Annotated in this window: 18 protein-coding genes; 17 read left to right on the top strand and 1 reads right to left on the bottom strand. The window is 35.4% G+C overall.

The genetic code is table 11. The features are described from left to right. The first annotated feature begins 210 nt into the window (after window positions 1-210). From MRBLBA3_RS14135 to rsmI, 9 genes are all read left to right on the top strand, one after another. Window positions 211-390 (top strand): sigma factor G inhibitor Gin, encoded by a 180-nt coding sequence (locus MRBLBA3_RS14135; RefSeq protein ID WP_000776273.1) that lies wholly within the window; start codon window positions 211-213, stop codon window positions 388-390. A 78-nt stretch (window positions 391-468) separates the two neighbouring features. Further along, window positions 469-1,890 carry an aminotransferase class I/II-fold pyridoxal phosphate-dependent enzyme gene (locus MRBLBA3_RS14130; protein ID WP_044740331.1) on the top strand — a complete coding sequence of 474 codons (1,422 nt, stop codon included), beginning with the start codon at window positions 469-471 and terminating at the stop codon, window positions 1,888-1,890. A 1-nt stretch (window position 1,891) separates the two neighbouring features. Further along, window positions 1,892-2,518, top strand: a complete 627-nt coding sequence (gene tmk, locus MRBLBA3_RS14125) for a dTMP kinase (protein WP_000677223.1) — start codon at window positions 1,892-1,894, stop codon at window positions 2,516-2,518. 35 nt (window positions 2,519-2,553) lie between these two features. Next, window positions 2,554-3,537, top strand: coding sequence for a DNA polymerase III subunit delta' (gene holB / locus MRBLBA3_RS14120; RefSeq protein WP_000598358.1), 984 nt, complete (start codon window positions 2,554-2,556; stop codon window positions 3,535-3,537). Between the two features lie 5 nt (window positions 3,538-3,542). Further along, window positions 3,543-4,370, top strand: coding sequence for a PSP1 domain-containing protein (locus tag MRBLBA3_RS14115; protein ID WP_000272430.1), 828 nt, complete (start codon window positions 3,543-3,545; stop codon window positions 4,368-4,370). A gap of 14 nt (window positions 4,371-4,384) precedes the next feature. Then, window positions 4,385-4,735, top strand: a complete 351-nt coding sequence (gene yabA, locus MRBLBA3_RS14110) for a DNA replication initiation control protein YabA (protein WP_000412059.1) — start codon at window positions 4,385-4,387, stop codon at window positions 4,733-4,735. A 120-nt stretch (window positions 4,736-4,855) separates the two neighbouring features. Beyond that, window positions 4,856-5,596 carry a tRNA1(Val) (adenine(37)-N6)-methyltransferase gene (locus tag MRBLBA3_RS14105; protein ID WP_044740330.1) on the top strand — a complete coding sequence of 247 codons (741 nt, stop codon included), beginning with the start codon at window positions 4,856-4,858 and terminating at the stop codon, window positions 5,594-5,596. Further along, window positions 5,583-5,873 (top strand): GIY-YIG nuclease family protein, encoded by a 291-nt coding sequence (locus MRBLBA3_RS14100; RefSeq protein WP_000449646.1) that lies wholly within the window; start codon window positions 5,583-5,585, stop codon window positions 5,871-5,873. The genes MRBLBA3_RS14105 and MRBLBA3_RS14100 overlap by 14 nt, the downstream gene beginning before the upstream one ends. After that, complete coding sequence (gene rsmI, locus MRBLBA3_RS14095) at window positions 5,842-6,717, top strand: 16S rRNA (cytidine(1402)-2'-O)-methyltransferase (protein ID WP_000267803.1); 876 nt, start codon at window positions 5,842-5,844, stop codon at window positions 6,715-6,717. Before MRBLBA3_RS14100 ends, rsmI begins: the two co-directional genes overlap by 32 nt. A gap of 20 nt (window positions 6,718-6,737) precedes the next feature. On the opposite strand, the gene MRBLBA3_RS14090 is transcribed toward rsmI, so the two are convergent. After that, window positions 6,738-7,022: an AbrB/MazE/SpoVT family DNA-binding domain-containing protein gene (locus tag MRBLBA3_RS14090; protein WP_000843037.1), complete on the bottom strand. Its 285-nt coding sequence runs from the start codon at window positions 7,020-7,022 to the stop codon at window positions 6,738-6,740. 367 nt (window positions 7,023-7,389) lie between these two features. Between MRBLBA3_RS14090 and metG the strand changes: the two genes are divergently transcribed. From metG to ispE, 8 genes are all read left to right on the top strand, one after another. Then, window positions 7,390-9,372: a methionine--tRNA ligase gene (gene metG, locus MRBLBA3_RS14085; protein ID WP_363381760.1), complete on the top strand. Its 1,983-nt coding sequence runs from the start codon at window positions 7,390-7,392 to the stop codon at window positions 9,370-9,372. A 168-nt stretch (window positions 9,373-9,540) separates the two neighbouring features. Next, window positions 9,541-10,308, top strand: coding sequence for a TatD family hydrolase (locus MRBLBA3_RS14080; RefSeq protein ID WP_044740329.1), 768 nt, complete (start codon window positions 9,541-9,543; stop codon window positions 10,306-10,308). A gap of 259 nt (window positions 10,309-10,567) precedes the next feature. After that, window positions 10,568-11,125: a ribonuclease M5 gene (gene rnmV, locus MRBLBA3_RS14075; RefSeq protein WP_000692829.1), complete on the top strand. Its 558-nt coding sequence runs from the start codon at window positions 10,568-10,570 to the stop codon at window positions 11,123-11,125. After that, window positions 11,122-12,000 carry a 16S rRNA (adenine(1518)-N(6)/adenine(1519)-N(6))-dimethyltransferase RsmA gene (rsmA, locus tag MRBLBA3_RS14070; protein WP_000651554.1) on the top strand — a complete coding sequence of 293 codons (879 nt, stop codon included), beginning with the start codon at window positions 11,122-11,124 and terminating at the stop codon, window positions 11,998-12,000. Before rnmV ends, rsmA begins: the two co-directional genes overlap by 4 nt. A gap of 110 nt (window positions 12,001-12,110) precedes the next feature. Then, window positions 12,111-12,974, top strand: coding sequence for a sporulation peptidase YabG (gene yabG, locus MRBLBA3_RS14065; protein ID WP_044740328.1), 864 nt, complete (start codon window positions 12,111-12,113; stop codon window positions 12,972-12,974). Window positions 12,975-13,212: 238 nt separating this feature from the next. Then, window positions 13,213-13,476, top strand: a complete 264-nt coding sequence (gene veg, locus MRBLBA3_RS14060) for a biofilm formation stimulator Veg (RefSeq protein WP_000044339.1) — start codon at window positions 13,213-13,215, stop codon at window positions 13,474-13,476. Between the two features lie 91 nt (window positions 13,477-13,567). Next, on the top strand, window positions 13,568-13,747 hold the full coding sequence (gene sspF / locus MRBLBA3_RS14055) for an acid-soluble spore protein SspF (protein WP_002094215.1): 180 nt from the start codon (window positions 13,568-13,570) through the stop codon (window positions 13,745-13,747). A gap of 196 nt (window positions 13,748-13,943) precedes the next feature. Continuing rightward, window positions 13,944-14,813 carry a 4-(cytidine 5'-diphospho)-2-C-methyl-D-erythritol kinase gene (gene ispE / locus MRBLBA3_RS14050; RefSeq protein ID WP_000772102.1) on the top strand — a complete coding sequence of 290 codons (870 nt, stop codon included), beginning with the start codon at window positions 13,944-13,946 and terminating at the stop codon, window positions 14,811-14,813. Window positions 14,814-14,867: the final 54 nt, after the last annotated feature.

The following is a 14,867-nucleotide window of genomic DNA, read 5'->3' as shown; positions in this document are numbered from 1 at the left end:
GAGTAGGACGTCGCCAAGCAACTAAAAACACAAGTCTTTTGACTTGTGTTTTTTTGTATTGTTAAACAGTGCATAAAAGAAGTAATGGTAATACAAACACGTTGCCCAAGAGTAAATCATATTATATAAGAGATGGATGTATATTTTTCTGTAAATTGTTAAGGAATAGAGGTATCAAATATGTTTATTTAAATACAGGGAGGGAAGGTTATGAAATTACAAAGTGAAATTTGCATTGTTTGTGAGACAGAAAGAGAAGAAGGTATATATGTTTATAATAATTTGATATGTCATGAATGTGAAAAAGATATGGTGAATACTGAGACAGATGATCCAAAATATATACATTATTTAAAACAACTTCGAAAGTTAGAAGTATCATATTTATAAATAGGCATCTGCCTATTATTTTTTTTGTCTTAATATCTGTATAATAGATACAGAATGAATAATAAGGAAGAGATAGATATGAATCAAAAGCGTATGCCTTTATATGAGGCGTTAATAGAGTTTAAAGAAAGAGAACCACTGTCCTTTCATGTTCCAGGTCATAAGAATGGTGTAAACTTCCCTCAGGAAGCTACAGGAGGGTTTAAGGACATATTATCGATAGATGTAACGGAGTTAACAGGATTAGATGATTTACATAGTCCGTTTGAATGTATAGATGAAGCACAGCGATTATTAGCTGAAGTATATGGTGTGCAAAAAAGTTATTTTTTAATTAATGGTTCAACAGTTGGAAATTTAGCGATGATTTTGTCTTGCTGCGGCGAACATGATATTGTCCTCGTGCAAAGAAATTGTCATAAATCAATTATTAATGCTTTGAAATTAGCAGGGGCTAACCCGGTCTTTTTAAATCCATGGATTGATGAAGTACATAACGTACCAGTAGGTGTTCATGATGAAGCTATCAAGGAGGCAATTACAAAGTATCCGAATGCTAAAGCACTTATTTTAACACATCCTAATTACTATGGTATGGGGATTGATTTAGAGGCAAGTATTGCTTACGCACATGAACATAAAATTCCTGTTCTAGTAGATGAAGCACATGGGGCACATTTTTGTATAGGGGATCCATTCCCAAAGTCAGCATTAGCTTATGGTGCGGATATTGTGGTTCATTCCGCACATAAAACATTACCTGCAATGACAATGGGATCTTATTTACATATAAATAGCCGTTTGGTGAGTAAAGAAAAAGTGTCTTCCTATTTAAGTATGCTACAATCTAGTAGCCCATCGTATCCAATTATGGCATCCCTTGATATAGCCCGTTTTGCAATAGCGGTTATAAAGGAAAAAGGTCATGATGATATTGTTGAGTTTTTACGCCGATTTAAAGAAGAATTGCGATCAATCCCACAAATAGCTATTTTACAATATCCGTTGCAAGATGAATTAAAGGTTACGGTGCAAACTCGCTGTCAGTTATCGGGGTATGAATTACAGTCTGTATTTGAAAAGGTCGGTATATATACGGAAATGGCAGATCCATATAACGTCCTATTTATATTACCGTTACAATTGAATGAGGGGTATATGAAAGCTATAGAGATAATTCGAGTAGCTTTGCAGCAATATAAGGTAAAAGACAAGACAGCATCAATTCGTTATACTTATAAAGGGGAGATTTCCCCTTTACCGTATACGTATAAACAATTAGAGGGATACGAAACGAAGTTAGTATCTATAGAAGAAGCCGTTGGTATGATAGCTGCAGAAATGGTGATTCCGTATCCACCTGGAATTCCATTGATCATGTATGGAGAGAGAATTACTCAAGAACATACAAAGCAAATTACTCATTTAGAGAAAACAGGGGCTCGTTTTCAAGGTAGTACGAAATATATGAACGTGTATGATATAGAAAGTAGGTTTTAGGATGAAGGGATTATTTGTAACAATTGAAGGGCCAGAAGGTTCGGGTAAAACAACATTAATTAAAAGTTTATTACCATATTTTGAGCAAAAGGAACAAAAGGTAATGGCGACCAGGGAACCGGGTGGTATTGCAATTTCTGAAGATATTAGAACAATTTTACATAAACAAGAATATACGATGATGGAAGCACGTACAGAGGCGCTTCTGTATGCTGCTGCACGTAGACAACATTTAGTGGAAAAAGTTATGCCAGCACTTGAGGAAAACTATCTTGTACTATGTGATCGTTTTATAGATAGCTCTTTAGCGTATCAAGGATATGCAAGAGGCTTAGGTATGGATAAAGTATTTGAAATTAATCGTTTTGCAACGGAAGATTGTATGCCTAGTTTAACAATTTATTTAGACATTGAGCCAGAGGTTGGATTAGCACGAATTGAAAAGGATGCAGGACGCGAAGTAAATCGACTAGATATGGAAGACATCGCTTTCCATAAACGCGTGCGTGAAGGGTATTTACAAGTTGTAGAGCGCTTCTCTGATCGTATTGTAGTAGTAGATGCTGATCAACCAATGGAAAAACTTATAGAAGAAGTTATTCAGATTGTAGAAGATAAATTGTTATAATAGAAGGAAAGAATGAAATAAGTGAGGTATGCATTATGATAAAGACGTGGGAGCAGCTTTCTGCTATACAGCCCATCGGTGTCAAAATGTTGATGAATAGCATTGCAAAAGAGCGTATATCCCACGCTTACTTGTTAGAGGGGGGGAAAGGGACTGGGAAGTTCGCAACAGCAATTCAAATGGCAAAAAGTTTTCTCTGCTTACAAAGAAATGGTGTAGAGCCTTGTCATGTATGTACGAATTGTCGCCGAATTGATTCAGGTAACCACCCAAACTTACATATTGTAAAACCCGATGGATTATCTATTAAAAAACAGCAAATCCAAGATTTACAAGAAGAGTTTTCAAAAACAGGATTAGAAGCAAATAAAAAAGTATATATTATTGAGCATGCAGATCGTATGACAGCAAATGCAGCGAATACACTCTTAAAGTTTTTAGAAGAACCAAGTAGTGATACAACAGCCATTTTACTTACTGAACAAAGTCATCAGATTTTAAATACAATCTTATCTCGTTGTCAAGTTGTTACATTTAGGCCGTTACCTACAGAATCCTTAATTAAGAGATTAGAGGAAGAAGGTATTACAGTTTCTTTATCTACACTGGCTGCACAGCTTACAAATAGTTTTGAAGAAGCTTTATTAATGTGTAATGATGAATGGTTTGCACAAGCGAGAGCTTTAGTGATAAAATTATGTGAAGCGCTCGAAAAAGATAAGGCCTCTATTTTTTTTGTACAAGAAAAATGGGGGAAGCACTTTGGAGAGAAAGAACAATTACAGCAAGGCTTAGATATGTTGCTCCTTATTTATAAGGATTTATTATATGTTCAACTTGGAGAAGAAGATCGTCTTGTTTTTCATGAGCAGAAAGAGATGTTTGAATCCTTTTCTTATGCTCAGAAGCGCATTGTATCAGCTCTCTTTCATATATTAGAGGCAAAAAATAGAATCAACGCTAATGTAAATGCGCAGCTTGTGTTCGAACAGTTAGTGTTGCGGTTGCAGGAGGGATGACCGTTTTGTATGATGTAGTAGGTGTTCGCTTTAAGAAGGCCGGGAAGGTATATTACTTTGATCCAAATCAGTTCGATATCTCAGAAAATGAGTTCGTAATTGTAGAAACGGTAAGGGGTATTGAATACGGAAAAGTAGTTATTACCAAAAAGCAAGTTGATGAAAACGACGTTGTATTACCGCTTAAAAAGGTTATTCGTATTGCAAATGAAAATGATCGTACCCTTGTTGAAGAGAATAGGCATGCTGCGAAAGAAGCATATCAAGTTTGTCAACAAAAGGTAGGAGAACATAATCTTGATATGAAGCTTGTAGATGTAGAGTATACGTTCGATCGTAATAAGATTATTTTTTACTTTACTGCGGATGGTCGGATTGATTTCCGGGAACTAGTGAAAGACTTAGCGGCAATTTTTAGGACAAGAATTGAGCTGAGACAGATCGGTGTTCGTGACGAAGCAAAAATGCTTGGTGGTATTGGTCCATGTGGTCGTATGCTTTGTTGTTCTACTTTTTTAGGAGATTTTGAACCTGTATCCATTAAAATGGCAAAGGATCAAAATTTATCATTAAATCCTGCAAAAATCTCTGGTTTATGTGGTCGCTTAATGTGTTGCTTAAAATATGAGAATGATGAATATGAGGCAGCAAAGGAACAACTTCCTGATTTAGATCAACGTATACAAACCCCGCATGGTACTGGCCGTGTTATCGGATTAAATATTTTAGAAAGATTAATTCAAGTGGAACTAGTAGACAAGGAACGGATAGTAGAATATACGTTAGATGAATTAATTAATAAAGGGGTCGTTTCGAGTCAAACCACAGATTAATGAGGTGGGTGCTTGTGGAGAAAAAGGATATTTTTGCATCGGTTTCTAGTATGGAAGAGCAAATTGGACATTTATACAAACAGTTGGGAGAATTAAAACAACATCTTGCAGAATTATTGGAAGAAAACCAACATATAAAAATGGAAAATGAAAATTTGCGACATCGTTTTGAAGAAGTGCAGAATAAGGAAAAACAAAAAACTCAAAAACGCAAAGAAATGAAGCCAAAAACAGATATCGGTGAGGGCTACGATAACTTAGCGAGACTGTATCAGGAAGGTTTTCATATTTGCAATCTACATTATGGAAGTGTACGTAAAGAGGGAGATTGTTTATTCTGTCTGTCATTTTTAAATAAAAAGTGAGATTACCTTTCCAATATAATTGGAAAGGTAATTTTTTATACATGAGAGTAGAATGAAATTTATTTTTACATTAATAGAGGATGAAATAGGGTAGGTTAAGTGTAAGAAAGGGAGCAATATATGAATTTATATGAAGATGAGCGTTTAGATTACTTATTAGCACAAGATATGAAGATTGTACAAAGCCCATCAGTATTTAATTTCTCTTTAGATGCTGTGTTACTTGCAGATTTTGCTTGGGTACCAATTCAAAAAGGTAATTTACTTGATTTGTGTACGGGGAATGCGGTTGTACCTCTTTTATTGAGTACAAGGACAAAAGGGACAATTACAGGTGTAGAGATTCAAGAGCGCTTATATGATATGGGAATAAGAAGCGTTCAATACAATAATTTAGAAGAAAGAATTCATTTAATCCATGGAGATTTGAAAGATATGCCGGAGAAACTTGGGCGCCATCAATATGATGTTGTAACGTGTAATCCTCCTTATTTTCAAACACCGCAAACTTCTGAGAAAAACATGAATGAACATTTAGCGATAGCTCGTCACGAAATTATGTGTACATTAGAAGATGTTGTATATGCAAGTAGCCAGTTGGTAAAACAGGGTGGGAAAGTTGTATTTGTACATCGTCCAGGTCGTTTTCTCGATATCGTTACATTGATGCGTAAATACAAAATTGAACCGAAACGTGTGCGATTTGTTTATCCTAAGGCTGGTAAAGAAGCGAATACATTGTTAATTGAAGGAATTAAGGATGGAAATGCAGATTTAAAAATTTTGCCACCTCTTTTTGTATATGAAGAGAATAACGAATATACAGAGGAGATTCGTTCAATTTTATATGGAGACGAATAAGCATTGTTTTTATGTGGTGGAGTGTTCTGATGGAAGTTATTATGCTGGATATACAAATCATATAGAAAAGCGGATTCAGACTCATAATAATGGAAAAGGTGCTAGATATACACGTGCTAGACTTCCGGTTGTTTTAAAATATGTAGAGGGTCATGAGGATAAACGAACGGCTATGCAAGCTGAATATCATTTTAAGCAGTTAACGAGGAAACAAAAAGAAGAATACATGCAAAAAGGAGAACGCTATGTGGCAGCAAAAAAGCTTTCAGCAAAATGAAAAGGGAGTTTTATATTTAGTACCAACTCCAATCGGAAATTTAGAGGATATGACATTTCGTGCAATCCGAATTTTAAAAGAAGCAGATATTATTGCTGCTGAAGATACAAGACAAACGAAGAAGCTTTGTAATTATTTTGAAATTGAAACACCAGTTATGAGTTATCACGAGCATAACAAAGAAGTAAGTGGACGAAAAATTTTGGGTAAGTTAGAAGATGGTAAGACTGTAGCCATTGTGAGCGATGCGGGTATGCCGTGTATTTCTGACCCTGGTTACGATATTGTTGTAGAAGCTGTAGCGGAACAATATCATGTTATCCCGCTTCCTGGAGCGAATGCGGCTCTTACAGCATTAATTGCATCAGGACTTGAAACAAAGCAGTTTTATTTCTATGGATTTTTGCAAAGAAATAAAAAGGAAAGAAGAATGGAATTAGAGAAGATTCGTTACGTACAAACTACAATGATGTTTTATGAAGCACCTCATCGTCTAGATGATACTTTAATCTCAATGCAAGAAGTTTTAGGAAATAGGGAAATCGTATTATGTCGCGAGCTAACGAAAAAATTTGAAGAATTTATTCGTGGAACAATTGAGGAAGCGATTGAGTGGACGAAGCAAAATGAAGTCCGTGGTGAGTTTTGTATTTTAGTAGCTGGTTCAACGGAAGAACCTGCTCCGGAAGAACAATGGTGGGAATCTGTTTCAGTATATGATCATATTGAACATTATATAAATGAAAAAGGCATGAATTCAAAAGAAGCGATTAAAACAGTCGCTAAAGATCGAGATTTGTCGAAAAGGGATGTATATCAAATCTATCATGTCGATAAAAAATAAGCTTCTCATAATTGAGAAGCTTATTTTGCTGTTTCGATATAATCTTGAAGTTCGTTTAAAACTTGCTCAGCGCCTTCTTTGCTTAAGATAATTTTACCTTCAGCTAAAGATAGGTTACCATCAGATACTTCACCAGTTACTTGGCAAGTCATGTTTGGTTTATATTTTTTTAAGATGATTTTCTCGTCATCAACGTAGATTTCAAGAGCATCCTTTTCTGCAATACCTAAAGTACGGCGTAATTCGATTGGAATTACCACACGACCTAATTCATCAACTTTACGAACGATACCAGTAGATTTCATAATTCTTTTCCTCCTAAATAAATAGTTTATAAGTTACGAGTCTATTTTTTTGATTCGTCATTTTTCGACAAAATACCCTATGGACATATGATACCAATCATTTACATTTCCGTCAATTCTTAAATTCTATATTTTTTAAAAAGATTTATAGATTTCTTACTTCTTATATATAATAGAATGTGGGTAATTACTATAATTATTTCGTTTTATTTTCTGAAAAATATATATATTTCAGAGAAGGGTTGTATAATTTTTAAAAATATGAGTAATAGATGATAAAGATATCGAGCATTAACTCGTTTTTATATGTGAGTTTTTGATATACTGTTTATAAATACATATGAGGTCATCCGGGAGGTCCAAAACAATGACAGAGGAAAATAAGTCCTTTTATATTACTACCCCAATTTATTATCCAAGTGGAAAGTTACACATTGGACATGCTTATACGACAGTAGCAGGAGATGCAATGGCACGATATAAGCGTATGCAAGGATACAATGTTCATTATTTAACAGGAACTGATGAGCATGGACAGAAGATCCAAAAGAAAGCAGAAGAACTAAATGTTACACCACAAGCATATGTGGACAACATTGTATCAGGGATTAAAGAACTTTGGGAGAAGATGGATATCTCTTATGACGATTTTATTCGTACAACTGAAGATCGTCATAAAGATGTCGTTGAGAAAATCTTCAAGCAGCTAGTAGATCAAGGTGATATTTATCTTGATGAATATGAAGGTTGGTATTCTGTACAAGATGAAACATTCTATACAGCGCATCAATTAGTAGATCCAATTATGGAAGGCGACAAAGTAGTTGGTGGAAAAAGCCCAGATAGTGGTCATGATGTAGAGCTTGTTCGCGAAGAGTCTTATTTCTTTAGAATGGGTAAATATGTAGACCGACTATTAAAGTTCTATGAAGAGAATCCTCATTTCATTCAACCAGAGTCTCGTAAAAATGAAATGATTAATAATTTTATTAAGCCAGGATTAGAAGATTTGGCTGTTTCTCGTACTTCATTTGACTGGGGAGTTCGTGTTCCAGGGAACCCAAAACACGTTATTTATGTGTGGGTAGATGCTTTGTCTAATTACATTACTGCATTAGGATATGGAACAGAAAATGAAGAGAAATATAAAAAATTCTGGCCAGCAGATGTTCATTTAGTTGGAAAAGAAATCGTTCGTTTCCATACAATTTATTGGCCAATTATTTTAATGGCTTTAGATTTACCACTTCCGAAGAAAGTCTTTGCTCATGGCTGGATTTTAATGAAGGATGGAAAAATGAGTAAGTCAAAAGGAAACGTAGTAGATCCAGTTACACTAATTGATCGTTACGGATTAGATGCATTACGTTACTACTTACTTCGCGAAGTTCCATTTGGATCTGATGGCGTATTCACACCAGAGGGATTTGTTGAACGAATTAACTTTGATTTAGCGAATGACTTAGGAAACTTATTAAATCGTACAGTAGCTATGATTGATAAATACTTTAACGGGGAAATCCCTGCATTTAAAGCGAATGTAACTGAGTTCGATGAAACGCTAGTTACATTTGCGAAGGATACATTGAAAAAAGTAGAAGAGGCAATGGAGAATATGGAGTTCTCTGTAGCACTAAGTTCTATTTGGCAGTTAGTTAGCCGTACGAATAAATATATTGATGAAACACAGCCGTGGGTATTAGCGAAGGATGAGAATGATCGTGAAAAACTTGCGTCTGTAATGGCGCACTTAGCAGAGATACTTCGTCAAACGGGTATTATGCTTATGCCATTCCTAACAGTAGCACCAAGTAAGATGTTTGCTCAACTTGGACTTACTGAAGAGGCACATAAATCTTGGGAAAGCCTATCTACAATTGGCTGTATTCCAGCTGGAACAAAAGTAGAAAAAGGAAACCCAATTTTCCCTCGTTTGGAAATGGAAGTAGAAGTAGAGTATATTAAAGAAAAAATGCAAGCCTCTGCTCCTAAAGTAGAAGAGAAAAAAGAAGAAGAACCGAAGGCAGAAGAAATTACAATTGATGATTTCTTTAAAGTAGAATTACGAGTAGCTGAAGTAATATCGGCTGAACCTGTGAAAAAAGCAGATAAGTTGTTAAAAATTCAGCTTGATTTAGGAGCAGAAAAGCGTCAAGTTGTTTCGGGAATTGCAAAATTCTACTCACCAGAAGATCTAAAAGGCAAAAAGGTAATTTGTGTAACAAACTTAAAACCTGTAAAATTACGTGGTGAATTATCGCAAGGTATGATTTTAGCAGGTGAAGAAAATGGCGTATTGTCATTAGCAACAATCGACCAAAATTTACCGAATGGTACAAAAATCAAGTAATTGAGACAAGAAAAGAGATGTTTCACGTGTAACATGTGTGAAGCATCTTTTTTCTTTTTAAATTCCCTTTTTTTGCATTAAAATTGTAGTATTGTTATCGTTAAGTTAGAAAAGGCTTAATTTTTTTCTAGGATAGAATTGATTTCAATATAAAAGGAGTTATGTATTATGTTGTTTGATACACATTCACATTTAAATGCAGAGCAGTTTGAAGAAGATTTACAAGAAGTTATTGCAAGGATGAAAGAAGCGGGAGTTACATATACAGTTGTTGTTGGATTCGATGAAGTAACAATAAAAAAAGCGATTGAACTAGCTGAAGCCTATGATTTTATTTACGCTGCGGTTGGATGGCATCCCGTTGATGCAATCGACATGACAGAAGAACATTTAGCTTGGTTAGAAGAACTTGCTTCTCATCCTAAAGTAGTTGCACTTGGAGAAATGGGCCTAGATTATCACTGGGATAAGTCTCCAAAAGAAACACAGAAGGAAGTATTCCGTAAACAAATTGCATTAGCCAAAAAGGTAAAATTGCCGATTATTATACATAACCGCGATGCAACGCAAGATATTGTTGATATTCTAGAGGAAGAGAATGCAGCCGAAGTGGGAGGCATTATGCATTGTTTTAGCGGTAGTGTAGAAGTAGCACAGCGATGTGTCGATATGAACTTTTTAATTTCATTAGGTGGGCCTGTTACATTTAAAAATGCGAAGAAACCGAAAGAAGTTGCTATGGAGATTCCATTAGAAAAATTATTGATAGAGACAGATTGTCCATATTTAACACCACATCCATTTCGAGGGAAACGAAATGAACCTAGTTATGTAAAACTAGTAGCAGAAGAAATTGCGAATTTAAAAGGAATTTCTTATGACGAGGTAGCACAAATAACAACAAAGAATGCAAAAGCTTTATTTGGTGTCGAATAAAAAGAGTGGGGGAGTCCCATTCTTTTTTTATTTTTTAGAAGAGAGACAGTAGAAATGCTAAGAGCCCATTATTTACTTATAACATAAGTGTAGAAATATTGCGGATAAATTAGGATGGAGATAGAAGTGTTACAATAAGAATAGTGAACAAAGATTTTTCTCTTCTACTTTTTAAAATGTACGATTAGGAAAATAATAATGGAAAAGTCGTCATTTTTTTGTTTTACTAAGTAGAGACGAAACGAGTGTGGAGGCAAGCATGAAAATTAAAGAGATTATCGTTGTAGAAGGTAAAGATGATACAGTTGCGATTAAACGTGCTGTTGATGCGGATACAATCGAAACGAACGGTTCAGCAATCGGTGATCATGTTATTGAGCAAGTTAAATTAGCGCTGCAAAAACGAGGCGTTATTATTTTCACAGATCCGGATTATCCTGGAGAGCGTATTCGAAAAATTATTTCTGATAAGGTTCCTGGATGTAAACATGCTTTTTTACCGAAGGAAGAAGCACTTGCTAAAAGGAAAAAAGGTGTCGGAATTGAGCATGCTTCTAATGAGTCAATTCGCCGTGCTTTAGAGAATATACATGAAGAAATGGAAGCTTATACAAGTGAAATTAGTTGGAGCGATCTAGTCGATGCAGGCTTAGTGGGCGGAGAAATGGCAAAGAGTCGCAGAGAAAGAATGGGTAAGCTATTAAAGATTGGTTATACAAACGCAAAACAGTTACATAAACGTTTACAAATGTTTCAAGTTTCAAAAGAATCGTTTGCAGAAGCTTATAAACAAGTAATACAGGAGGAAAAGAAATGAAAGATATCGCAACGCCAAATCGTACAAAAGACATTGTTGAAAAGTATGGATTTTCATTCAAAAAAAGCTTAGGACAAAATTTTTTAATTGATACGAATGTATTAAATCGTATCGTTGATCACGCGGAAATTGGTTCGGAAAGTGGTGCAATTGAAATTGGACCAGGTATCGGTGCGTTAACAGAACAATTAGCGAAGCGTGCTAAAAAAGTAGTGGCTTTTGAAATTGATCAGAGATTATTACCGATTTTAGATGAGACGTTAGCTCCATATAGCAACGTTACAGTTATAAATAAAGATGTACTAAAAGCAGATGTACATGAAGTGTTTAGTGAGCAATTCGAAGAAGGACAAGATGTAATGGTAGTAGCTAACTTACCATACTATATTACAACGCCAATTTTATTTAAATTGCTTGAAGAAAAATTACCGGTTCGTGGATTTGTTGTTATGATGCAAAAAGAAGTTGGAGATCGTTTAGCTGCTAAACCTGGAACGAAAGAATATGGTTCTTTATCAATTGCCATTCAGTATTATACAGAGGTAGAAACAGTTATGACTGTACCGCGTACAGTGTTTGTACCACAACCAAATGTTGATTCTGCGATTATCCGTCTTCTAAAGCGTCCTAAACCAGTTGTAGAAGTGAAAGATGAAACATTCTTCTTTGAAGTAGTACGAGCGAGTTTTGCACAGCGTCGTAAAACGTTAATGAATAATTTATCAAATAATTTAAATGGTTTCCCGAAAGATAAAGAGTTGTTAGACCGAATTTTAACAGAAGTAGGAATTGATCCGAAGCGAAGAGGCGAAACGCTATCTATCGAAGAGTTTGCAACATTAAGTAATGCATTAGTTCTTCATAAATTATCATAAGAATATGAAAGGGACAGTTCAACTTGAGCTGTCCCTTTTGTCACCTTTCCTTTCCTAAATTCATACTTTAAAAGCAGGTAAGATGGCCTAACGAGTTTGGAGGTAGGAGAATGGCTTTACATGTTGGAGAATTAGTGGAACGATATTCTCATAATAGGGATATTCTTTTTCGTGTTATAGAAATAAAAGGCGAGATCGCGATATTGTTTGGGGAAGAAATTAGACTTGTGGCGGATGCGCCACTTGCAGATTTAATTAGTATAGATCAACGAGAACATAAAAAAAGAGTGAAGCGTGAAAAAGAAACAATGGAGCGTACGTACCGTTTATTTCAACAAGATTATGTATTAATGAAACAAAGACATGAACACACTTCAACAGGTGGATATACAAGTGAAGTGAATTATTTTCAAATGCCAGGGCGTGTATTGCATATAGATGGAGATCCTTTATATTTGCGCAAGTGTTTAGATTTATATAATAAAATAGGCGTTCCTGTACAAGGTATTCATTGTAAGGAAACGGAGATGCATGAAAAGGTAGTAGACTTAATCGATCATTTTCGTCCAGATATTTTAGTTATTACAGGACATGATGCATATACAAAGTCAAAAGGAGTCATGGGAGATTTAGCAGCATATAGACATTCTAGACATTTTGTACAGGCTGTTCGAGAAGTGCGAAAAAAATATCCATCATTAGATCAACTCGTTATTTTTGCTGGAGCTTGTCAATCACACTTTGAGGCGCTGATTCGAGCAGGTGCTAATTTTGCTAGTTCGCCATCTAGAATTAATATTCATGCTCTAGATCCTGTATATGTAGTTGGCAAAGTTAGTTTCACTTCATTTATGGAAAGAGTCAATGTATGGGATGTTGTGCGTAATACAATTACTGGTGAAAAAGGACTAGGCGGAATTGAAACGAGAGGGATTTTACGAACTGGATTACCCTTTCAACATTATGATGAATGAGCAAGGTACATACGTATCTTGCTTTTTTATGTGGAAATGATGTAAATGAGTTTGGATAAAAAGTTTCAAGAACGTGCAGACTATACAATGATACTTGTACAATATAGTATTTCTTCTATCTATTCAAACGCATGATGTTTTTATAATGATATTGTCTGTAAATTGCGGTTAATAATTGGGATAGATATGTCGTGTTTTAAGTGTTCAATCTAAATTACAGCGAGGTGTAGCAAGGGATATGTCAAAACGTTTAGATGATATTAAAAACGAATTAGATCACCATCTTGGACAGCGACTTATGTTAAAGGCGAATAGTGGAAGAAGAAAAACTGTAGAGCAATCGGGTGTGCTTGCAGAAACATATCGTTCTGTGTTTGTTGTACAGTTAGACCAACAAGAAGATGCATTGCAACGTGTATCTTATAGTTATGCAGATGTTTTAACAGAGACAGTAGAGTTAACATTTTACGATGAACCTCATAATGAAGCATTTTATAATTAACATGTTAGTTGTTACATATATTCCCACAAATGAAAATCTATATTATTTTGCATACTAATTATACCGTAGCAAAATAAGGAGGGACTCTGCATTGAGTAGACGAAGAGGAGTCATGTCAAATCAATTTAAAGAAGAGCTTGCAAAAGAGCTTGGCTTTTATGATGTTGTTCAGAAAGAAGGATGGGGCGGAATTCGTGCGAAAGATGCTGGTAATATGGTGAAACGTGCTATAGAAATTGCGGAACAGCAATTAATGAAACGAAACCAGTAGTTGTAAGATACTTTCTATGCTACGGTAGCCGAGGAGAGATTCCTCGGCTTTTTGCACGCTAAAAGGTGCCATCATTCGATATAAGTAGTTTCATTCTGAATGCTTTTCGTTATAATTAGGGAAGTGTCATCGTCTTACTATAAATTTATGGTAAAATAAACGATAAAAGATTGAGTACATAGAGTGGGTGAATAGATTGAAGCTACTAGTGAAAGCGCCAGCAAAGATTAATCTGTCGTTAGATGTACTGGGAAAAAGACAAGACGGATATCATGAAGTGAAAATGATTATGACAACAATTGATTTAGCAGATCGTTTAGAGCTAACGGAATTAGCAGAAGACCGTATTGAAATTTTGTCCCATAATCGGTATGTCCCAGACGACCAACGCAACTTAGCTTATCAAGCAGCGAAATTATTAAAAGAGAAGTTTAATGTAAAAAAAGGTGTATCTATTACTATTGAAAAAACGATTCCAGTAGCCGCTGGATTAGCAGGTGGAAGTAGTGATGCAGCAGCGACATTACGTGGCCTTAATAAGTTATGGAATTTAGGAATTACAATCGATGAGTTAGCGGAGCTTGGCGCAGAAATTGGGTCAGATGTGTCGTTTTGTGTATACGGCGGAACTGCGATCGCCACTGGAAGAGGAGAAAAAATTGAACACATAAAGACTCCACCTTCTTGTTGGGTTATTTTAGCAAAGCCTCACATTGGTGTATCGACTGCTGACGTATATGGAAATTTAAAATTGAATTGTGTTACACATCCAAATGTAGATAAAATGGTTGAAGTCATTAATGGCGGGGACTATAAAGGAATTTGTGATACTGTTGGTAACGTTTTAGAAGATGTGACATTTGCGATGCATCCTGAAGTTGCGCGTATTAAGGCACAGATGAAACGATTCGGTGCGGATGCTGTATTAATGAGTGGAAGTGGCCCAACTGTATTTGGTCTTGTACACCATGATTCGCGAATGCATCGTATATATAACGGATTAAAGGGATTTTGTGAACAAGTATATGCAGTACGTTTATTAGGAGAGCGAGAAACGCTTGAATAAAGACGTATAATACGTTATGATTTGTTTAGAATATTCGTGATTTGAGGTGAGAGT

The sequence above is a fragment of the Bacillus sp. LBA3-1-1.1 genome, assembly GCF_040676495.1.
Classification (GTDB): domain Bacteria; phylum Bacillota; class Bacilli; order Bacillales; family Bacillaceae_G; genus Bacillus_A; species Bacillus_A nitratireducens.
The sequence above is the reverse complement of the archived record's forward strand: the minus strand, read 5'-3'. Positions and strand labels throughout refer to the sequence as shown.

Excerpts from the sequence above, each read along its gene's own strand:
- veg (WP_000044339.1), top strand. The coding sequence starts at position 13,213 with ATGTCAAAACGTTTAGATGATATTAAAAACGAATTAGATCACCATCTT.
- rsmA (WP_000651554.1), top strand. The coding sequence starts at position 11,122 with ATGAAAGATATCGCAACGCCAAATCGTACAAAAGACATTGTTGAAAAG.
- MRBLBA3_RS14100 (WP_000449646.1), top strand. The coding sequence starts at position 5,583 with ATGGAGACGAATAAGCATTGTTTTTATGTGGTGGAGTGTTCTGATGGA.
- rsmI (WP_000267803.1), top strand. The coding sequence starts at position 5,842 with ATGTGGCAGCAAAAAAGCTTTCAGCAAAATGAAAAGGGAGTTTTATAT.
- MRBLBA3_RS14105 (WP_044740330.1), top strand. The coding sequence starts at position 4,856 with ATGAATTTATATGAAGATGAGCGTTTAGATTACTTATTAGCACAAGAT.
- tmk (WP_000677223.1), top strand. The coding sequence starts at position 1,892 with ATGAAGGGATTATTTGTAACAATTGAAGGGCCAGAAGGTTCGGGTAAA.
- MRBLBA3_RS14130 (WP_044740331.1), top strand. The coding sequence starts at position 469 with ATGAATCAAAAGCGTATGCCTTTATATGAGGCGTTAATAGAGTTTAAA.
- rnmV (WP_000692829.1), top strand. The coding sequence starts at position 10,568 with ATGAAAATTAAAGAGATTATCGTTGTAGAAGGTAAAGATGATACAGTT.
- holB (WP_000598358.1), top strand. The coding sequence starts at position 2,554 with ATGATAAAGACGTGGGAGCAGCTTTCTGCTATACAGCCCATCGGTGTC.
- MRBLBA3_RS14080 (WP_044740329.1), top strand. The coding sequence starts at position 9,541 with ATGTTGTTTGATACACATTCACATTTAAATGCAGAGCAGTTTGAAGAA.
- MRBLBA3_RS14135 (WP_000776273.1), top strand. The coding sequence starts at position 211 with ATGAAATTACAAAGTGAAATTTGCATTGTTTGTGAGACAGAAAGAGAA.
- metG (WP_363381760.1), top strand. The coding sequence starts at position 7,390 with ATGACAGAGGAAAATAAGTCCTTTTATATTACTACCCCAATTTATTAT.
- MRBLBA3_RS14090 (WP_000843037.1), bottom strand. The coding sequence starts at position 7,022 with ATGAAATCTACTGGTATCGTTCGTAAAGTTGATGAATTAGGTCGTGTG.
- yabG (WP_044740328.1), top strand. The coding sequence starts at position 12,111 with ATGGCTTTACATGTTGGAGAATTAGTGGAACGATATTCTCATAATAGG.